Origin of the sequence: Clostridium acetobutylicum ATCC 824, from assembly GCF_000008765.1 — a bacterium.
In the GTDB taxonomy this organism is placed as follows: Bacteria; Bacillota; Clostridia; order Clostridiales; family Clostridiaceae; genus Clostridium_S; species Clostridium_S acetobutylicum.
The window spans coordinates 2,812,175-2,833,696 of sequence record NC_003030.1; the positions used below are offsets into that span (position 1 = coordinate 2,812,175).

Annotated in this window: 19 protein-coding genes, 1 pseudogene and 1 riboswitch; of the genes and pseudogenes, 6 read left to right on the plus strand and 14 right to left on the minus strand. The window is 29.5% G+C overall.

Features of this window, described 5'->3' with window-relative positions:
• Nucleotides 1–200 precede the first annotated feature (200 nt).
• Complete coding sequence (locus CA_RS13870; RefSeq protein WP_010965977.1) at nt 201–734, plus strand: amidase domain-containing protein; 534 nt, start codon at nt 201–203, stop codon at nt 732–734.
• 142 nt (nt 735–876) lie between these two features.
• Here the strand turns inward: CA_RS13870 and CA_RS13875 are convergent, their stop codons facing one another.
• Entirely contained in the window at nt 877–1,692 is an 816-nt protein-coding gene (locus tag CA_RS13875; protein WP_010965978.1) for a LysR family transcriptional regulator, read from the minus strand.
• A 124-nt stretch (nt 1,693–1,816) separates the two neighbouring features.
• Between CA_RS13875 and CA_RS13880 the strand changes: the two genes are divergently transcribed.
• Nucleotides 1,817–2,797 (plus strand): D-isomer specific 2-hydroxyacid dehydrogenase family protein, encoded by a 981-nt coding sequence (locus tag CA_RS13880; protein ID WP_010965979.1) that lies wholly within the window; start codon nt 1,817–1,819, stop codon nt 2,795–2,797.
• A 96-nt stretch (nt 2,798–2,893) separates the two neighbouring features.
• On the opposite strand, the gene CA_RS13885 is transcribed toward CA_RS13880, so the two are convergent.
• The 3 genes from CA_RS13885 to CA_RS13895 form a co-directional block, all read right to left on the minus strand.
• Nucleotides 2,894–3,508 carry a sugar O-acetyltransferase gene (locus tag CA_RS13885; RefSeq protein WP_010965980.1) on the minus strand — a complete coding sequence of 205 codons (615 nt, stop codon included), beginning with the start codon at nt 3,506–3,508 and terminating at the stop codon, nt 2,894–2,896.
• A 421-nt stretch (nt 3,509–3,929) separates the two neighbouring features.
• The gene (locus CA_RS13890; RefSeq protein ID WP_241393092.1) at nt 3,930–4,286 is read right to left on the minus strand and encodes an SH3 domain-containing protein; all 357 of its coding nucleotides are present in this window, start codon (nt 4,284–4,286) and stop codon (nt 3,930–3,932) included.
• A 318-nt stretch (nt 4,287–4,604) separates the two neighbouring features.
• Nucleotides 4,605–4,766, minus strand: a complete 162-nt coding sequence (locus tag CA_RS13895) for a DNA-binding protein (RefSeq protein WP_010965982.1) — start codon at nt 4,764–4,766, stop codon at nt 4,605–4,607.
• Nucleotides 4,767–5,502: 736 nt separating this feature from the next.
• Between CA_RS13895 and CA_RS13900 the strand changes: the two genes are divergently transcribed.
• Nucleotides 5,503–6,000: a peptidoglycan-binding protein gene (locus CA_RS13900; protein WP_010965983.1), complete on the plus strand. Its 498-nt coding sequence runs from the start codon at nt 5,503–5,505 to the stop codon at nt 5,998–6,000.
• 951 nt (nt 6,001–6,951) lie between these two features.
• Here CA_RS13900 and CA_RS13905 read toward each other — a convergent pair.
• Both CA_RS13905 and CA_RS13910 read right to left on the minus strand, forming a co-directional pair.
• Nucleotides 6,952–7,473, minus strand: a complete 522-nt coding sequence (locus CA_RS13905) for a hypothetical protein (RefSeq protein ID WP_010965984.1) — start codon at nt 7,471–7,473, stop codon at nt 6,952–6,954.
• A gap of 18 nt (nt 7,474–7,491) precedes the next feature.
• Nucleotides 7,492–8,469 (minus strand): hypothetical protein, encoded by a 978-nt coding sequence (locus CA_RS13910; RefSeq protein ID WP_010965985.1) that lies wholly within the window; start codon nt 8,467–8,469, stop codon nt 7,492–7,494.
• Between the two features lie 630 nt (nt 8,470–9,099).
• Here CA_RS13910 and CA_RS13915 point away from each other — a divergent pair.
• Nucleotides 9,100–9,340: pseudogene (locus tag CA_RS13915) on the plus strand (tyrosine-type recombinase/integrase); the annotation flags it as partial.
• 76 nt (nt 9,341–9,416) lie between these two features.
• Here CA_RS13915 and guaA read toward each other — a convergent pair.
• Together guaA and guaB are read right to left on the minus strand one after the other, a co-directional pair.
• Complete coding sequence (gene guaA / locus CA_RS13920; protein WP_010965987.1) at nt 9,417–10,949, minus strand: glutamine-hydrolyzing GMP synthase; 1,533 nt, start codon at nt 10,947–10,949, stop codon at nt 9,417–9,419.
• 144 nt (nt 10,950–11,093) lie between these two features.
• Nucleotides 11,094–12,551, minus strand: a complete 1,458-nt coding sequence (gene guaB / locus CA_RS13925) for an IMP dehydrogenase (RefSeq protein ID WP_010965988.1) — start codon at nt 12,549–12,551, stop codon at nt 11,094–11,096.
• A 130-nt stretch (nt 12,552–12,681) separates the two neighbouring features.
• A riboswitch (purine riboswitch) is annotated at nt 12,682–12,779 on the minus strand.
• 239 nt (nt 12,780–13,018) lie between these two features.
• Here guaB and CA_RS13930 point away from each other — a divergent pair.
• Nucleotides 13,019–14,776 carry an EAL domain-containing protein gene (locus CA_RS13930; protein ID WP_010965989.1) on the plus strand — a complete coding sequence of 586 codons (1,758 nt, stop codon included), beginning with the start codon at nt 13,019–13,021 and terminating at the stop codon, nt 14,774–14,776.
• Between the two features lie 124 nt (nt 14,777–14,900).
• Here CA_RS13930 and groL read toward each other — a convergent pair whose 3' ends face one another.
• Both groL and groES read right to left on the minus strand, forming a co-directional pair.
• On the minus strand, nt 14,901–16,532 hold the full coding sequence (gene groL / locus CA_RS13935) for a chaperonin GroEL (protein WP_010965990.1): 1,632 nt from the start codon (nt 16,530–16,532) through the stop codon (nt 14,901–14,903).
• A 38-nt stretch (nt 16,533–16,570) separates the two neighbouring features.
• On the minus strand, nt 16,571–16,858 hold the full coding sequence (gene groES / locus CA_RS13940; protein ID WP_010965991.1) for a co-chaperone GroES: 288 nt from the start codon (nt 16,856–16,858) through the stop codon (nt 16,571–16,573).
• A 328-nt stretch (nt 16,859–17,186) separates the two neighbouring features.
• On the opposite strand from groES, the gene CA_RS13945 reads away from it, so the two are divergent.
• Complete coding sequence (locus CA_RS13945; protein ID WP_010965992.1) at nt 17,187–17,861, plus strand: TIGR01906 family membrane protein; 675 nt, start codon at nt 17,187–17,189, stop codon at nt 17,859–17,861.
• A gap of 5 nt (nt 17,862–17,866) precedes the next feature.
• Here the strand turns inward: CA_RS13945 and CA_RS13950 are convergent, their stop codons facing one another.
• The 4 genes from CA_RS13950 to CA_RS13965 form a co-directional block, all read right to left on the minus strand.
• Complete coding sequence (locus CA_RS13950) at nt 17,867–18,577, minus strand: TVP38/TMEM64 family protein (RefSeq protein WP_010965993.1); 711 nt, start codon at nt 18,575–18,577, stop codon at nt 17,867–17,869.
• Nucleotides 18,578–18,608: 31 nt separating this feature from the next.
• Nucleotides 18,609–19,487, minus strand: a complete 879-nt coding sequence (locus CA_RS13955; RefSeq protein ID WP_010965994.1) for a DNA-3-methyladenine glycosylase family protein — start codon at nt 19,485–19,487, stop codon at nt 18,609–18,611.
• Nucleotides 19,488–19,558: 71 nt separating this feature from the next.
• Entirely contained in the window at nt 19,559–20,407 is an 849-nt protein-coding gene (locus tag CA_RS13960; RefSeq protein ID WP_010965995.1) for a 3-hydroxybutyryl-CoA dehydrogenase, read from the minus strand.
• Nucleotides 20,408–20,511: 104 nt separating this feature from the next.
• Nucleotides 20,512–21,522 (minus strand): electron transfer flavoprotein subunit alpha/FixB family protein, encoded by a 1,011-nt coding sequence (locus CA_RS13965; RefSeq protein ID WP_010965996.1) that lies wholly within the window; start codon nt 21,520–21,522, stop codon nt 20,512–20,514.

Below are 21,522 nucleotides of genomic sequence, written 5' to 3' on the forward strand. Positions count from 1 at the left end.
TAACATTTTTAAAATAAAAAGTAAATATTTCAGTAAGTTATTGAAACATTCTATGAAAACGTATATAATATTTTGTTAAAAATTAAACATAATTATTATAATTTTAATAAATGCACTTATTTGTATTTTTTCAGAAGAATATTACCACTTTTTCTTATAAATCATAATATATAATTGACAACACTTTTAAGGACTATGCTATGTATTATATATTTCCCTTTCAAAGAGAAAATAAATATTCAAGAACATCTGCTGTAAAATATGCACTTACCTACGGATTAACCCCTAACCCAAATTATAGATATTTTCCTTTGATAAATGATAAAAGTGGAGACTGCGCAAATTTTATATCTCAGTGTTTATTTACAGGAAATGCACCAATGGATTTCAATAAAGTTCGCCCTTGGTGGTATAAAAAAGGGTTAAATAGAGCCCTTGATACTTGGTCAATAAGTTGGTCGGTAGCTCACTCTTTATACTATTATCTAAGAGAAAATGCTGAAAAAAATTCTTCCTACACAAAAGGTATTGAAATCACAAATAAAAAAGAACTTGAAGTAGGTGATCTAATATTTTTCCAAGACAAAAAAGGGTTAATATTTCATTCAACCATTGTAACAAATTTTTCTAATGGTGAACCTCTTATTACCCAACATTCTCCTCAAGCAGTAAATATACCATATATAAAATCCTGGCCTGCCTTCAAGTATCATTACGTGAAAATTCGTATTTAAATTTCTTTAACAAATAAAGTAGTGCACATAAAAAACATATGAGGTTACTCTATGCGCACTATTTTTATACTAATATTTAATAATATGCAAACAGAAGCATACAATTTTAAACCTTCTCTTTCTATCATCAAATTTACTGCATCTATTGCTCTGCCTCTTTAATAATCTGAAGTACTCTTAATAACGCTGGATTATTATTTTCTTTATTCCATACAGCAGCAATATCAACATAGAAATTATTATTCTCTACTGCTATTATCATAAGATTTTGAGATTGACTTAAATATCGTACGCAGTAAGAAGGCATTACGGCAATCCCCATATTAGCTGATACCATTAAAAGAGTAACTTCTATATCCTGACCATCATTATATTTAAAAATAGTCTCCCCTCTTAATTCTTCAAACCGTACTGATTTTCTTGCTGCTAAAGGATGTGTTGGATGAACCACAACTTTTAAAGGATATTTATCTATTAATTTCATCTCTAAAGTTTTATCAATGTTTTTGGGTTTTACACTATTAAATACAATATCCAATTCGGAGTTCAATACCTTCTCATATAGTTCACTTTCTGTTCCTCTAAAAAATGTAATTGATATATTAGGATATTTATTGTATAGCTGAAAAATCAAATCTGAAAAGGCGGTTTTTTCATAGCCCTTTATAAATCCAATGCGTAATAGTCCCACAAAGCCAATAGTTGTTAAATGTACTCTTTCTGTTGCTTCTTCAACTCTAAGTAGAATAGCTTTAGCTTCCATCAAGAACACATTCCCTGCTGGTGTTAACTCTACATAATGTTTATTTCTATTAAATAACTTCGTGTCTAAGGTGTTTTCTAATAATTTTATCTGTTTTGTTACAGCTGTTTGTGATATAAAGAACTTTTGAGCTGTTTTAGTAAAACTCAAGGTTTCAGACAATGTAACAAAGTATTCTAACTGTCTAAGATTCATAAATATCTCTCCATTATTTTTTGTTATAACTTTAAGTTATTATAGCTAAAAAAAATGATATTAGCAACCTATTCTATTATTTGCTATGCTTTTAATAAATTAATAGATATTCTAGGGGGACATTATGAAGATTTTAGCTTTTGAAGTACGTGAAGATGAAAAATTATATTTTGAAAAATATGCTGCACAATATAACTGTGAGATTACCTGCATAGAAGATCCTTTGACATTTAATAATTTAAAAATTGTAGAAGGTTATGATGGTATATCAATCTTGGGTAAAAGCCACATAACTTGCGACTTGGAGGACAGCCTTAAATCTTTAAATGTTAACTTCTGCTCTACACGAACAGTTGGTTTTGATCACATTGATATAACTCATGCTCATGAAATTGGTTTTAAAATAGCAAACACTAATTATCCACCAACAGGCGTAGCTGAACATACTGTAATGCTTATGTTAATGTCTTTAAGGCATTATAAACAAGCAATGTGGCGAGGTCATGTAAATGATTATTCTCTTGGCGGTTTACAGGGACGTGAACTTAATACATTAACTGTTGGAATCGTTGGCACAGGCAAAATTGGACAATGTGTTATAAAGTATCTATCTAACTTTGGTTGTAAAATACTTGCTTATGATATGCATGAAAATACTGATGTTACAAAATACGCTAAATATACTGATTTAGATACAATTATAACTTCCTCAGATATTATTTCATTACATACACCTTTATTAGAAGGTACATATCATCTTATTAATGATGAAAAAATTAATCGTATGAAAGATAACGTTGTTTTAATAAACTGCGCTAGAGGCGAACTTATGGATATTGATGCTTTAATAAGAGGCGTAGAGGCAAAAAAGATTGGAGCTTTAGGTCTAGATGTTATAGAAGGAGAAAAAGACCTATATCACCAAGATAAAAGAACTGATATTATTAGTAATCAAAAAATTGCATATCTTCGTCAATTCCCAAATGTAATACTTACACAGCACATGGCTTTTTATACCGATATTGCAGTAGAAAGTATGGTAAAATGCTCAATTGAGGCAATTCACGATTTTATAAAAACTGGTAACTCTAAGACTAGCATATAACTTTTGGTATTAAGTGACTAATTAATATAGAAAAGTGCCTATAAAAAAATCTTAAGGCACTTTCTATAAATTCACAAAACTTATTTTGTAAATTTATTAAACAGTATAATCATCAACATCAAACTCATAGTTTTTATAATAATATTTTCGGTCTTCTTCTGTAATTTCACGAATAACTTTACACGGATTTCCAACTGCTATTACATTATCAGGAATATCCTTTGTAACAACACTTCCTGAACCAACAACAACATTATCCCCTATATGGACCCCAGGATTTACAACAACATTTCCACCAAGCCAAACATTATTTCCTATAGTTATACTAATACCATACTCATATCCAGAATTACGTGAAGCAGGATGTATTGGATGTCCTGCTGTATATAGAGATACATTTGGAGCAAATTGTACATTGTCGCCTATAGTCACTTTTCCAACATCTAAAATAATACAGTTGTAGTTTGCAAAAAAATTATCTCCGATTTCAATATTTTTTCCATAATCACAATGAAACGGTGCTTCAATATGTGCACCTACACCTACTTTACCGAAAATATCCTTTATTAACTCATCTATTTTTTCACTTTCATCTGGTTTGCAATGATTATACTCATATATCTTCTTTTTATTATCCATTCGTTCCTCTAATAATCCATCTAGCCAAGCCTTATACGGAAGACCTGCCAGCATTCTTTCTTTTTGATTCATAGTTACACCTACCTTTCATTTTATAAGTATTCATAATATAAGTTATTTTATCACATCTTGTAAACATTATTGATTTACTTAAGGATCAAACCTCTTTTTTATAGAATTTTTCTTTCAGCACATTCTTGAAAAAAATCAAAACAATTCTTCTACATTTACTACTATTATTGCACGATCAAAATTATTTATAATTTTCATATAATCATACTTTAAAGTGTTTAATTAGATTTTTATCGCTTCTCCATAGTTTACATTTATATAATATTTAATCATTTTAGTATATCTATACTTGCAATAATATTAATTAATAACATATATTTAGCTAAAATTTTATATTTCCTATTAAAGAATCAAATAATAGATATACAAAAAGGCTTGGACATAATCCAAACCTTTTTATACTGTATATAAAATTTTGTATTTAATCTACTGAGCCTTCAGATACGTAGTCTGTTGAAATATAAGCATACCCAGATCCGAATGGATTTTTTATTAAGTAAAATCCATTTTCAACTGTATTATCTATAATAGTAACAACATCATTATTATCCGCATACAAATATCCATATACTTCACTATCAGTATTTGAATCAGCTCTTACACTCACTTCATTACCAGTTACATAACCACATTCAGTGAATTCATAATCAATTTTGGGTTGTATGATTTTAGCTTTAGTCCCAATAGTTTTAGCATTGGATGTTATTGGCGATATAAAAGTTGCAGATGCTAAAATTCCTGTAACAAGTAATGTACTAATTAATAATTTTTTTTTCATTATAATTCCTTCTTTCATAAGTATTTGTATTAATAATAACGTTATTGCTATATAGTGTAAATAGTGTTTTAAAATGTAATATTTTAATTTAATTTGCCCCATTATTGAAATAATCCATTGATAGATTTAGGTAAGCAAAAAACAGATGTCAATTTGAATGATTACGTTGTTGTTACTACCGATGATAAAAAGCTCAAAAAAATAACAACATACCTACTTCAATAGATATGTTGTCAAATGCATTACATCAATTAATAATTAAAACACTACCTCTTGTAATACTTTTTTCTAAGCTCATTCTGATCTTTTTTTCTATTTTCAACATCTTGTTTTAAAATATATACCTTTTTTAATAGAAACTAACTTTCCTTGTCTATTCATATCTGATATACGCTGTTTACTTACTTCTAAATATTCAGCAACCTCATTAGCATCCATAGTATTATCCTTAATTAATTGTATAAGTTCTTCTCTCTCCATTATAATTACCTCTTGAATTTTTTATTTTCTTTATTTCAACTCAATCACATAGTTATAAAATTGAATTAAATATACTTAATAATAAGAATTACGGTTAACTAAATATACCTAAAATAAATATTATAAATAAAAAATATGGTCAATAGTAGATAACATCACTATTGATCACTTACAAATCCTTATTTCAAGTCATTTTTTATTAAAATATTTATTCCCACTCTGTCAACACAAACAAGCACGTAGTATCAAACATTGATATTACGTGTTTTCATTATATCTATTATTTAAAAAATATTGTATTTTAAATGCTTTAGAAAAATTTCAGTACGTTTTTAGTACGCTCTATAACTACTAATTATTAATTAAAACCATAGTGTTAGTTTTATCTTTGTCAGTAATTTTCAACAAAAAACAAATCCCGACCTTCACCGTAATATTAATTGTCAGATGATACTGTACTAATTGACTGTTTAGAACTACTCTTATAATTCTTAAGGCAAGTTCTACATTTCAAATTGCAAATAAATACATTTAACCAAGCTGCAATTGACAGAATATTGAGAATTATAGCATATTAATTGCAATGTAAGCATTTTATATTTATTTTCCAAAGGTTGTACTAATTATCGCTTTATAATAAAAAACACTTATATACATCATTTTACATTTATTCCGATAAGTTGTACACTTTATTTGTATTAAAAATACACTTAATCAAATTTAAGGGGGATTTAAAATGAAAAACTTAAAATTAAAAGCTTTATCTTTAGGAATTGTTTCTACTGTCTTAATTTCTTCTAGTGCTTTTGCTGCCACTAATACCAAAACTAACGTAACAAAACCTACTATTAATTCAACTGTACAAGCATCTGTTAAACCTTCAAAAACATATGGCGAAATAGGTGATATAGCTACACCAAATCAATATGGTGGATGGGATTTTGGATCACAGAACATGCCTACCCTTTTAAGTGAAGGAGTAACAGTTAAGGAATGGGATAGTGGATTAGCTGTTAAGGAAATTCAAACTGCTCTATATTACTATTTCCTTAAAAATGACAGTAATGTTTTTCATTCTTACAATATGGGGGACCCAAACTTTATAAACGGAATTTTTGGATATTCAACATATGCTCTTATTGTAGAATATCAAGTAAGAACTGGCTTAAGTGATGGTATTGCTGGCGCAGTTGGTGCTGTAACTTGGGCTTCTCTAAGAGTATGGGATTTATAATATATCTATAAGCAAATTATCGTTTAAAACCATATATTATTCCTCAAATAAAATATATCCTTATAGTAGTAGAATCTACTCTAGGGATATATTTTTACATATTGTTATTTTTTAGTTATTTCATTTTTTAATTCTTCTTTGGAAGTATCTTTAAATAGACACCAAAATAAGCTGGTATGTTACATTTATATGATTATTTATATAGCATTAAGCTTGTACATATATTTAATTTACATAAATTCAGATAATAATATTAAATAGGAAGTGAATTAAATGAATCAAAATAAAACTACTTTAAGACTAATAAAAATAATTGAAACACTAGTAATAATTATCTTGTTGCTAGTTTATACAAATCTATAGTATTTATTATTAAATGAGCAGCCCAACTGTTCTTTTTTTATTTATAACTTTATCTTTCAAATTAACTTTTATTTTCTTATTATTTATCGATTATAACTTTATATTATAAACCTAAGTACAGTTTATTATACAGATATTGTTTTACTTATTAATATATAAACATATACTAGAATCCTTTTATTTTATTTTTGTATTTTTAAAACGCATAGGAATAGTAACGTTTTAGATATATTGGACTTATATTTTTGTATATCTTTAAATTTAATTTTCGATTCTATTTTATAGCAATATAGCTATTATACTGTTCTTAAGCTTTATAAAAAATTAAAATTATATTATAAATTGATTCAAAGTTCTTTTATTTTATAACTTTTACTCGCTAAAGTATAGTACTGCATTTGGGGATTTAAGAGGTTTTTACAATATAAAATACTGTTTTTAGAGTATAAAGCGCATTTAATTATGTGAAAATGTTTTATTTATTACTGTAGGAATGGATGTTAAAGCTTTTAATGACTAAAAGCCACGAAAACTAATTCTCAGCTTTTTTATTTATCTTATAACAACATTAACAATTCTTCTAATTCATCATTTTTTATTATTGGAATCACTTTTCTTCAATTGGTCTGCTAATAAACTTTCTAATTCCTTATTTGCTTCATTGTTTTTCTTTATCTTTAATTTTTCTATTCTTATACTATCAACAATAACTTTTAAATCCTGAATTGTAATAAATAAAAAATATAATGTTATTAACAATAATGATAATTCCAATGAATAAAATGATTTTATAACAGTTGTATTACTTACATACTTTTCAATAATGGTTAGATTGACTATAGATATGCATATTGATCCCAAACTAAACAATATTCCCTTTTGTATGTTGTCATATACTTTTTTCAATGCGTTAGCTTCTTCAAATAACTGTACTATACTTTCATTTAGAAATCCCATTAATATTGATAAAGAAGTGAACAAAAATCCTATAAATACAGAATTTACAGTTATAAGATTAAAATGATTACTTTTAACGAAATCAATTTTAAGTAGTATTGACATAATTTCGTTAGCAGTTAAAATCAATATAAATTTTCCTATTTTTTTCACAACTTCACTTTCTTTTAACTACTCTATATATTTTTTTATATCTTCTATGTTCTTATCATATACTATTTTCATTTTATCATAAATCTGTTCAGCCATTTCATTTAATGAAAATTTTATAGTTTCTCCTTCATCTACTCTGGATGTATTAACTGAAATAGCATAAGTAACTTCCTCATTAGTAAACTTGTAATTTTTATTATCTGTTTCTGCTGTTTTACCTCTAAAAAACAATGTATCTTTTATATCTTTGTTACATTCTTTAAATGCATCTATTTCATATCCAATTTTTTGAACATTTTTTGTTAATGGTATTCTTGGTTTGTTTTTTATATTAACTTGAATTTCGAATACATTCAATTCCTCTAAAGCAGAAATTTGCTTTGTGTCTAATCCTAAATAACGTAATACATTAGCATTTGGTATATTATAATTATAACCTATATTGCTTAATTTTACGCCACCTTTTTTTAATGCCTCAATCATTTTCTCTGTTAGAATTTTATTATATTCAATTACCACATTCTTATTTTTAAGTTCTATAGGCAACAAACGATTTACTATTTTTACAAAAGAATTCACTGCCGGAGCGAACTGACCAAACAATTCCATTATAATACTTTCAGTAGTATCTATTAAAATGTATGTACATATTTCTAAATTATACTTTTGTTGCTGATCTTTATCTAATACTTCTTCGCTTACTAAAGTACCCTTATCACGTTTTAAGGCACCTTCAATTTCTTTTTTTCTGCCTAATCTAAAAAACATATAATTATTAGGAATTACTTTTCTGTTTATATTCTTTAATAATTCGATAGAATATGTATCATCACTATCTTCAAATACACGAACTTTATTGCTGTTTTCTAATACATTTACATCTTTATCATCCTTATTTAAAATCAAATCTACTATTTCAAATAAGAAATCCTTTTTACAAATATTTTTTCCTTTACGCACATTATAAGTGTAACAACGTATTTGTTTATTTGCCATTCTATTTCCTCCATTATGATATTAGTATTTCATTAAATATGTGCTATAATAGAGTTATATTTAATGAAATACGTTTGATTCGAGAAGCCACTTCTGATTGACTGTCATAGTGGCTTCTTTCTATTATTGTAAAACTTTTTGCAAAAATAATAAGTATTTACAAAAAAAATAAAATAGTTCCTAGAATGATATTTCACTAATAAGCTACTACATTTATTATTTTACAGTGCTTAACACTGTATTCAAGTTAACTCCGAATTCTTATTTGCTAACTCTGTATTGCTGTCCTGTAACTGTGCCTTTTCTTCTGTAAGTTGATTTATTTGAGTTTGTAAAGTGTTTTGCTCCTTGCCCTTCTTCTCTATTTCAGATTTAGAACTAACTATAATTTGTTCTATTTATGCATCTATAAGAGTATCTATTTCAGTAGTTTCCTTTATTCCAACAAGCTTTAAACCTGCTTGTATTATTTCTTTAGCTTTTATCTTACGTTGATCCGCTGTAAGTTGAGAATATATACAAAGTTATTCTACTGCTTTTACTGATTTTTCTGCAAGAGTATCTATAATATCTAATTTTGCAAAAATAGGATTAGGCAATATGGATTGTCCTGCTTTTATTATACATTTTACAAAACATTTCTTATCTCATGAAATGAGAAGGGTATGCAAAAAAAAGCAGTGTAAAACAAATTCGAATACATGATCTAAGACACTCTCACGCATCTTTATTAATCGAACTTAGTTTCACACCACTTCTCATATCTGAAAGGTTAGGACATGAAAAAGTACAAACTACGCTCGATACTTATTCACATCTCTATCCTAACAAAGGCAACACTGTCGCAAATAAACTTGATAATTTATATTAGTACGTTTTTAGTACGTTTTTAATTTTTCTATCATGTATAATTAATTAATGGCAATACTTGTAGGCATTTTTATTAATTATTCCCACTCAATTGTAGCTGGTGGCTTACTAGTTACATCATAAACTATTCTGTTAACACCTTTAACCTCATTTACTATTCTTCTTGAAACTTTATCTAAAACCTCATATGGTATTCTCGCCCAATCAGAAGTCATAGCATCTGAAGAAGTTACAGCTCTTAAAGCTATAGTTTCGCAGTAAGTTCTTCCATCACCCATAACTCCAACAGAATGAATGTTTGGAAGACATGCAAAGTACTGCCATATCTTTTCTTCAAGTCCTGCATTTGCAATTTCTTCTCTAAAAATAGCATCTGCTTCTCTTACAATTTCAAGCTTTTCTTCAGTTACTTCTCCAAGAACTCTTATTCCAAGACCTGGTCCTGGGAATGGTTGACGCCATACAAGCTTATGAGGAATTCCTAGTTCCTCTCCTACCGCTCTTACTTCATCTTTAAAAAGCTCTCTTAATGGCTCTATAAGTTCAAACTGCATATCCTCTGGAAGTCCACCAACATTATGATGGCTCTTTATAGTTGCAGAAGTATCTGTTCCACTTTCAACAACATCTGGATAAATTGTTCCTTGAACTAGGAAATCTATTTGTCCAAGTTTATTTGCTTCTTCTTCAAAAACTCTTATGAACTCTTCTCCTATTATTTTTCTCTTTCTTTCTGGATCAGAAATTCCTTTTAGTTTTCCAAGAAATCTATCCTTAGCATTAACTCTTATAAGATTCATATCAAATTGTTTTCTAAAAATACTTTCAACCTGGTCACCTTCATCTTTTCTAAGAAGACCGTGGTCAACAAATACACAAGTAAGCTGTTTACCAATCGCTTTATGAACTAAAACTGCTGCAACAGATGAATCTACTCCACCCGATAAAGCACATAAAACTTTTTTATCTCCTACAATATCTTTAATCTCCTGAATTTTCTCTTTAGCAAAAGAAGACATTGACCAATCCTCTTTTAAACCACATATCTTAAATAAGAAATTTGAAAAAAGCTGCTCTCCAAAAGGAGTATGTAAAACTTCTGGATGGAACTGAACTCCATATATCTTCTTCTCTGTGTTTGCCATTGCAGCCACTGGACAAACATTAGTATGACCAACCACCTTAAAGCCCTCTGGAACTTTTGCAACTCTATCTGTATGACTCATCCAACAAGAATTCTCTATATCTATTCCTTCAAATAATTCACAAACACTATCTAGCGTTACATCAGTCTTTCCATATTCTCTTATTTCTGAACCCATAACTTCTCCACCTAAAGTATAAGTTATAAGCTGATGACCATAGCATATTCCAAGAACAGGAACTCCAAGATCAAAAATTTCTTTATCCATCCTAGGTGAATCTTCTCCATACACACTGTTTTGTCCACCAGTAAATATTACTGCACTAGGCTTCTTTTCCTTTATTTTATCTATAGAATATGTGTATGGAACTATTTCACAATATACATTGTGTTCTCTTACTCTTCTTGCTATAAGCTGGTTATATTGTCCACCAAAATCAATAACTAAAACTAACTGTTTATCCATCTTTTCCTCCTATTTATGGGGAACTCATCTCTACTAATTCCCTACAAGCATTATTATATTATTATTGTAACCTTACTAAGTTAATATACACTAAAAACTAACAAAGTTTAGAATGAAAACCCTATTAGTTTTTAGCAGAATTTTTTATTGATTTACACTGTAGTTAGGTGCCTCTTTAGTTATTGAAATATCATGTGGATGACTTTCTCTTAAGCCCGCTGATGTTTGAACTACGAAAGTTGCTTTTTCAAATAACTCTGTCATATTTCTTGACCCTAAGTATCCCATTCCTGAACGAATTCCTCCAAGTATTTGGAATACTGTTTCAATTACAGAACCCTTAAATGGAACTCTTCCTTCAACACCTTCTGGAACAAGCTTCTTGTTTCCTTCTTGGAAGTATCTATCCTTACTTCCACACTGCATAGCTGCTAAAGAACCCATTCCTCTATATACTTTATAGCTTCTACCTTGATATATTTCAGTTTCACCTGGAGCTTCTTCACAACCTGCAAACATAGAACCCATCATAACTGCTTTTGCTCCTGCAGCTAGAGCCTTAACTATATCTCCTGAGTATTTTATTCCACCGTCTGCTATTATAGGAACTCCGTATTTATTAGCTTCTTCTACACAATCCATAACAGCAGTAAGCTGTGGAACTCCAATTCCAGCAACAACTCTTGTAGTACAAATTGAACCAGGTCCTATACCAACCTTTACACAATCTGCTCCAGCTTCTATTAAGTCATGAACCGCAGCTGCTGTAGCAACATTTCCAGCTATAACTTGAAGTTCTGGATAAGCTTTTTTTATAGTTTTTACAGCCTCTAAAACTCCTTGTGAATGTCCATGTGCTGTATCTAAAACTATTACATCTACCGATGCATCTACAAGAGCCTTAACTCTATCCATCATATCTTTTGTTACTCCAACACCTGCTCCACAAAGTAATCTTCCTTGTGAATCCTTTGCTGCATTAGGAAACTTTCTTATTTTTTCTATATCTTTAATTGTAATTAATCCTTTAAGTACAAAATTTTCATCTACTAAAGGAAGCTTTTCTATCTTGTGCTTTTTCAAAAGATTTTTTGCTTCATCTATAGTAGTTCCTTGTGGTGCTGTTACAAGATTTTCTGTAGTCATTAGCTCTTCTATTTTTTTTGAATAATCAGTTTCGAAAACAATATCTCTGTTTGTAATTATACCTATTAGTTTTCCTGCATTATCTGTTATTGGTACACCTGATATTCTATATCTTTTCATTAAATCAAGTGCTTCTTGAACTGAATTGTCTTTTGAAAGGGATATAGGATTTGTTATAACTCCATTTTCTTGCCTTTTTACTCTATCAACTTCGCTTGCTTGTTCTGCTATTGTCATATTTTTGTGAATTATTCCAATTCCGCCTTCTCTTGCCATAGCAATTGCCATTTTGGATTCAGTAACTGTATCCATTCCTGCGCTCATTAGGGGTATATTAAGCTTTATTTTTTTTGTTAAATTTGTGGAAAGATCAACCTCTTTTGGTAATACCTCTGATTTATTTGGGACAAGTAAAACATCATCAAATGTGTAAGCTTGTTTTAGAATTTTTGCCATTTGTAAAACTTCCTTTCAAAAATATTTATAACTAATATAGTCACTTTAGGGTAAATATACAGAATTTTATGAAACCTTTTATTTAGAACATAAGCACACCAATTTTCAGAGTGAAAATCAGCATGCTTTTGCATACAAACAAATCACTCATAGTAAGAAATTTAAGGTTCCTTGTAGAAACATCCTGCCATATTCAGGAAATATATGAGTTAAACTATATTAACGATTATTTTAACTTCTATTTTATTTAAAAAAATGCATTTTGTCAATCATTTTTGTGGGTTGTTTGATTAAAAACTTTCTTAAATGATAGAAATATGTAATACTCTTTAACCTATTTTTAACCATTTACTAACTTTAGGAGAATAATAATATAATAAAATCAAATTATTGCACTATGTATGCACTCAATTTATATCTATATTCTTATTATATAGCAATAATATATTAATATTGGAGATGTAAAAATGGATATATTATGTGAAATAGAAAAAATTCTTAAAAACATGAATATAACTACCTTATTTCAGCCTATAATTTCTTTATCAGATTGTAGAATATTAGGGTACGAAGCTCTAAGTAGAGGCCCTATAGACTCTCCTCTTTATTTACCTAGCGATCTTTTCAGTGCTGCAAAAAAGTATAATAAAACTTGGGAACTTGAGCTTGCATGTAGAGTAACTGCAATAAAAAATTCTAAAACACTAAGTCCAGATAAATTTCTTTTTATAAATGTTGATCCTGAAATAATCAAAAGCCAAAACTTTCAAACAAGCTTTAGCAAAGAATATCTAGCTAAATATAATATATCACCTAAAAACATAATATTTGAAATAACTGAAAGAACTGCAATCTCAGACTATAAGGCCTTTTCAAAGATATTAAAGAACTATACTAGCCAAGGATACAAAATAGCACTAGATGACACAGGTTCTGGATATTCAGGCTTGCAAACTATATCTGAAACCAAACCTCATTATATAAAGCTTGATATAGAACTTATACACAACATAGATAGAAATAACTTTAAGAAACTTCTTGTAAAATCTTTTGTAGACTTTTCAAAAGCTGCTAAGCTAAAGTTAATAGCAGAAGGAATTGAAACAGAGGGTGAATTAAAAGTATTAATAGATTTGGGCGTTTATGCTGGACAGGGCTTCTTCATTTCAAAACCTAACCATGACTTTTGTGAAATACCTGAATCTGTTAAAAAAATCATCATAACCTATAATAAACTAAAAAAAGATTATTTTAATTTTCGCAAATATAAAATTGGGACTATTGCAGAAAATTATTCATCTTTTGACAGAAAAGTTTCATGTTCTGATTTGAAAAATTATTTTAACAAAACCTCCTTTACTGGTGCCTGTATTGTTGAAAACTCTTCACCCGTAGGCCTTGTTATGAAGCATACTCTTGATTCAGTCCTTGCAACACAATACGGCGTAGCTATATTTTCCAAACGCCCTGTAGAGCTTGTAATGGACAAGAATGCCCTCGTTGTAGATTATAATACAAGTATAAACAGTGCTGCTAAAATGGCAATGCAAAGAGATACTGATAAAATATATGATTATGTTATAGTTACTAAAAACAACACGTATTACGGTATAGTTACAATTAAAAATCTTCTTGAATTTACAGTAACTATAGAAAAAAACTATGCTAAAGAATTAAATCCACTTACAGGGCTTCCTGGAAACATCCTTATAGAAAAGACCTTATCAGATATTTTAAATTCAAACGAGTCTTTCTGTGTACTCTATCTAGATCTTGATAACTTTAAAATTTACAATGATGTTTATGGCTTTGAAAATGGAGATAAAATATTAAAATTCACTGCAAATACAATAAAGGACTGCCTTTTAGAACTGTTTACTTTTAAAAATTTTGTAGGTCATATAGGTGGTGATGATTTTATTTGTATTATAAAAGCCTCTCTAGAAGAATGTTACAAAGTAAGTCAACTTATAATTGATAGATTTGACAGTGGTATTCTTAAATTTTTTAATGAAATAGACAGTAAAAATAAATACATAGTGGGCTTAGACAGAAAAGGAGTTGAGGACAAATTTAATCTAACTTCCATTTCCATTGCCGGTGTTTATGGCAACATAGCAGAATTTAATACCAGTGTTAATCTTGCACTATATGTAAGTAAGCTAAAGAAGAAAAGTAAGCTGCAAAGACATAGTAGCTATATTATTGAAGAGATAAAAAACTAATACTATGTTTTAAAATGCACTCTTATTACATTAATCTTTGTACTTTTTTAAATATAAAAATAAAGGACTAAATTCTGTTTGTTCCAGGATTTAGTCCTTTATTTATCTTAGCTTTAATCTCTTATTAGTACATTCCGCCCATTCCCATTCCTGGTGCTCCACCTGGCATTTCAGGTTTATCTTTTTCAGGAATATCTGCTACAGCGCACTCAGTTGTAAGGAATGTTGAAGCAACTGATGCCGCATTTTGAAGTGCTGATCTTGTAACCTTAGTTGGATCAACAATTCCAACACTTAGCATATCAACATATTTCTCATGTAATGCATCAAATCCAATTCCTTTTTCACTGTTTATAATTTTTTCTATTATTACTGATCCCTCAAGACCTGCATTTGCAGCTATTTGTCTTACTGGTTCTTCAAGAGCCTTAACTATTATATTTATACCAACTTGAACATCTGGTTCGTCTGAAGTCAATTCTCTTACTTCTGGTAATACATTGATGTAAGCAGTACCACCACCAGCAATTATACCTTCTTCAACTGCTGCTTTTGTAGCTGCAAGAGCATCTTCAATTCTCATTTTTCTCTCTTTTAATTCAGTTTCTGAAGCAGCTCCAACTTTAACAACTGCAACTCCACCAGCAAGTTTTGCTAATCTTTCTTGTAATTTTTCTCTATCAAAGTCAGATGTAGTTTCTTCTATTTGACCTCTTATTTGCGCAACTCTGTCATGGATTGCGCTCTTGTCGCCTCTTCCATTTACTATTGTAGTATTTTCTTTTGATATTTTAACGCTTTCAGCACTTCCAAGATCCTCAACCTTTACATCTTTAAGATCTTTTCCAAGCTCTTCTGATATAACTTCTCCACCTGTAAGGATTGCTATGTCTCTTAACATATCTTTTCTTCTATCGCCAAATCCAGGAGCTTTAACAGCAACACAGTTAAATGTTCCTCTTAATTTGTTAACAACCAATGTAGCTAAAGCTTCGCCTTCAACATCATCAGCAATTATAAGTAATTTTTTACCCTGTTGAACTATCTGCTCAAGAAGTGGAAGAATTTCTTGTATATTTGCAATTTTCTTGTCTGTTATTAATATATATGGATCATCAAGTACAGCTTCCATTTTCTCTTGATCTGTTACCATGTATGGGCTTAAATATCCTCTATCAAATTGCATACCTTCAACAACATCAAGTTCTGTTCCCATTGATTTTGATTCTTCAACAGTTATAACTCCTTCGTTGCCTACTTTCTCCATAGCATCAGCTATTAATTTTCCTATTTCAGGATCTGCTGCTGAAATTGATGCAACTCTTGCTATATCTTCTTTTCCGTTAACATTCTTTGATACTTTCTTAAGTCCTTCAACAGTCTTATCTACAGCTAATCTTATTCCATTTCTTATAAGCATTGGATTAGCTCCAGCTGTAACATTTTTAAGTCCTTCTCTTATTATTGCTTGTGCAAGAAGTGTTGCTGTAGTAGTTCCGTCTCCTGCTACATCATTAGTCTTAGTTGCAACTTCCTTAACAAGTTGTGCACCCATATTTTCATATGGATCTTCAAGTTCTATTTCTTTTGCTATACTTACACCATCATTTGTTATAAGTGGTGCTCCAAATTTTTTATCTAAAACAACATTTCTTCCTTTTGGTCCAAGAGTAACCTTAACAGTATCAGCAAGTTTGTCTACGCCCTTTTGCATAGATCTTCTTGCTTCTTCTCCGTATAATATTTGCTTTGCCATTTAGAATCCCTCCCTGAATTATTAACAAAATTGATAGCTTATTCTTCTACAATTCCTAAAATATCGTCCTGTCTTAAAATTAACAATTCTTCATTGTCAACTTTTATTTCTGTTCCACTGTATTTGGAGAAAAATACTTTATCTCCTGTCTTTACTTGCATTTGAATTTCTTTGCCATCTACAACTCCACCAGGACCTACTGCAACAACTTCTGCCATTTGAGGTTTCTCTTTAGCTGAGCTAGGTAATACTATACCGCTCTTAGTAGTCTCCTCTGCCTCTAATCTTTTAATAACAACTCTGTCACCAAGTGGTCTAATTTTCATTTTTAAACCCCTCCTTAAAAAATATGTTAATTTTTTTATTATATTAATTTACTTTTAGTATAAACTTAATTTTGGCTTGTTAGCACTCGTTAATCTTGAGTGCTAACACAATTATTATAATAAATAATCCTGAATATATTAGCAAACATCAATTTTACCTAAAAGTCCTGAATTTTCTAGATATATTCTAATTATAAATAAATACTTTAATTTTTTATGGTTTTTCTCGCTTTTTCATATATAGCTATTTGTGTATAATATTTATTGTATAGGAAATACTCATTAAATAAATTTACAGTATTAATTTCTTATTGTGAGGATTGATGAAATGTTAAAATTATCGAACTTTTTACAAGTGTTGCTATCCATTTTAGTTTTTATATTTATATTTTTTATTATAGTAAAATTCACTGTAGCCTTTAAATACCTCTATTACTATGATATAAAAGCTCTAAGTATAACATCAAATTTCAATAATACTATAGAAAGCTATTCAGGCAAAAAAATCGTTTTAAACGATAAACAAGTTAAAGAAGATTATAGTTATATGATATCTTACATAAATGGAAACACCAAAAAAAAGACCTTTGACCTACCAAACTTACCATCTTCAGAACATGGTAAAATTCACTTTATGGACGTAGAAAAAATTATAAAAAAAATTAACATGGTAGCTTTTTCTATATCTTTACCTATGTTAATTGGAATTATACTCTGCTTTATTAAGAGAAAAAAACTGTATTTAAAGATTACTTCTATTTTACTGTTTGTCACTCCAGTTATTATAGGCGTATTATCTTTAAATGGTTTTTCTGATATTTTTATAAAGTTTCATAAATTATTTTTTAACAATAATTACTGGCTTTTTGATCCAGCATATGATCCTATAATACTACTTCTTCCAGAAGAATTTTTCTTTCACTGCTTTATATTAATACTTTTACTCTGCTTTATATGTGGAGGTATACTAATGAAATTATATAGGTCAAAGAAATTAAATTAACAAATTTATTTCTGCTTTTTAGACCTTATACTTGATATTTTTGTTAGTAAATATTTACCCTTAAACACTCCTAAACCAAATAAAACAACTGAAATAACCGCAATTATCACCATCATCTTTATATTACCATGTGTTATTGTATTGCCAAAATAAGCTGAAATAAATATGCCAGGAAACCTTCCTATTGTGGAATAAATTATAAAATCCTTTAGGCTTAAATCAGTTATGCCGCATACATATGCAAGAATATCCTTAGGAAGACCTGGCACTAAATATATGAGCGTTATTACATATTTAATCTCGCCATTCTTGATTAATTTTTCAAAGAAACTTATATTTTGTTTTCCTGATATTTTTTTTACAAAAGGTCTTCCTAATTTATTTGAAAGATAGAATGCCACTGCACTTCCTGCTGTTATTCCTAGAAGAGAGATAACTGTTCCCCAAAATGTTCCAAATATATACCCCCCTGCAATTTGAATTATTTCTCCAGGTATAAAAAAAGCAACCACTTGAAGCATCTGCATAACAAAAAATGCAAAGAAACCAAACTTGCCATAGGATAATATGAACTCTTTTACTCTTTGAGGGCTTCTTAACACATAAAAGTACCTTGAATAATATATATATCCAGTAACTATCAAAAATATTAGTAATATTATAGCAGCTATTTTAAGTTTACAATTCTTAATTTTATTATATAGATTTCTTATCAAGTCAAAAACCTCCACATCTAAAATCTTAAGCTTATAGCTGTATATTATTCTCTCTTGCATAATAAAACAAATATTGCTGAGCAAAGCCAGATAAGCTTCCAAACTTCTCTCTTCCAAAATCTCTTATCTTCTTTAATGAAACGTCTGGTGCTACGTAAAGACTCATCATTGCCTTTTTAACCCAAGTATCTACAGGAAATGCTGAATATTTCTGCATAGAAAAAAGCATTATACAATCAGCTACCTTAGGACCTACTCCCATAAACTTTTTAAGCTCTTCGTGGCATTCATTGTCATTTAAGCTTTTTATGTACTCAAGATTTAACTCACCATTATATATCCTATCTACAGTGTCCTTTAGATATTTAGCCCTAAATCCAGCTGTACACTCCTCAAAATCCTTCTCTGTAAATTCATGAAGCTTATCTACTGTAGGAAATGCATAGTAAATCTTACCCTTGTATTCTAGTTTCTTGCCTGCTTTTTCACTTATATTATTTATACATTTTTTTATCATAGGTATTCTATTGTTTGCTGAAATTATAAAAGATAATAAAATCTCAAAAGGATCCTGCCTTAAAATTCTTATTCCTTCGCCAAAGTCAACTGATTTTTTTAAAAGAGGATCTCTACTGAGCTCTTTCTTTATTTCACCATAGTCCCTATATAAATCAAAATATTCACTCCATACATTCTTAAATTCTTCTTCATTGATATTATATATTACAACATCTTCTCCTATTTTTTGCACTTCAACTACTTTTTCAAAGGCAATACCAATATAGTTACCATTCTCTTGTCTATGCCATCTAAAGCATTGACCACAGTCAAATATATCCTTAAGCTCAAAATTTTCTACATTTCTTACTATAACACTATCCTTCTTTTCTTCTATCATATCAAAATCCATATTATAATCCCTCCTCTAAAATTATATTATATATAAAAAATCCCCATTTGATAATGGGGATTCTTGTAAACTTATTTTGAATAATCGTAGAAACCTTTTCCTGATTTTCTTCCAAGCCATCCTGCTCTTACATACTTCTTAAGTAATGTATGTGGTCTATACTTAGAATCTCCAGTTTCTGAGTATAAAACATCCATTATAGCAAGACATATATCAAGACCTATAAAATCACCTAATTCTAATGGTCCCATTGGGTGATTAGCTCCAAGTTTCATAGCTTTATCTATGTCTTCTACTGAAGCTATTCCTTCTGCTAATATACCAACTGCTTCATTAATCATTGGTATTAATATTCTATTTACAACAAATCCTGGTGCTTCTGCTACTTCTACAGGATCTTTTCCTATTGCTATAGATGTCTCTTTAACTGCATCAAAAGTTTCTTGTGATGTAGCTATTCCTCTTATTACCTCTACAAGCTTCATAACAGGAGCTGGATTAAAGAAATGCATACCTATAACCTTATCAGGTCTTTTAGTTGCTGATGCCACTTCTGTTATTGAAAGTGATGATGTATTTGATGCAAGAATTGTTTCTGGCTTGCATATATTGTCTAAGTCAGCAAAAATCTGCTTTTTAATATCCATTCTTTCAACAGCTGCTTCTATAACTAAATCGCAATCAGCTGCCATATTAAGGTCAACTGTTCCGGAAATTCTAGTTAAGATTTCAACTTTAGTAGCTTCTTCTATCTTTCCTTTTTTAACTAATTTAGAAAGATTTTTATTGATAAAATCTAATCCTCTATCAACAAATTCATCTTTAATATCTCTTAATACTACTTCAAATCCTTTAGCTGCAAATGCCTGAGCAATTCCTGAACCCATAGTACCTGCACCTATAACACATACCTTTTTCATTAAACAGACCTCCCTAAATTTAAAGAAACTATCAATGCATTTACACCAAAATACTATATAAGTATTTTGGCATAATAAGCTTTAAATAATTCTTTTTATTTATCTTAATTATTAGCAGCTTTAACTTGAGCTATTAATTCTGGTACAACTTTATTTACATCACCAACTATAGCCAAATCTGCTACCTTCATTATTGGGGCTTCTACATCTTTATTTATAGCAATTATGTAATCTGAATCTTGCATACCTGCTAAATGCTGGATAGCTCCTGATATACCACATGCAATATAAAGAGTTGGTCTTACAGTTTTACCAGTTTGACCTACTTGAAGGTCCTTATCAACCCATTCTTTTTCTATTGCTGCTCTTGAAGCGGCTATTGTTCCACCAAGTAAACTTGCTAACTCTTCAAGTTTTTCAAAGTTTTCTTTGCTTCCAACTCCTCTACCACCAGCAACTAATACCTTAGCTTCTCCGATATCTGCAATATCTTTAGCAAGCTTAACAACTTTTGAAACTTTTGTTCTTATGTCTGATGCTGTTAATTTAATTGCAACTTTTTCTATTTTATCATCAGAAACATTTGCATCATTAACAGGTAATTTTTCAAACACACCAGGTCTTACTGTAGCCATTTGTGGTCTGTGGTCTGAACAAACTATTGTAGCTATCAAATTTCCACCAAACGCTGGTCTTGTAGCCAATAAATCTCTATTTTCTACATCTATGTCAAGTGATGTACAATCAGCAGTTAAACCAGTAGAAAGTCTTGCTGCTATTCTTGGTCCTAAATCTCTTCCTATGAAAGTAGCTCCTATGAATAATATTTCTGGCTTTCTTTCATTAACTAAATCACATATAACTTTAGCATATCCATCTGTTGAAAAATGTGCTAAAAGTTCATTATCTGCTGCTAAAACCTTATCTGCTCCATGAGATAATAAATCCTTTGACATTTTTTCAGTATTATGTCCAAGTAAAACAGCTGTTAATTCAACGCCTAATTTCTCAGCCATTTCCTTACCTTTACCTAATAATTCCAATGATACCTTTTGTAATTCTCCGTCTCTTTGTTCAGCAAACACCCATACGCCCTTGTAATCTGCTTTATTCAT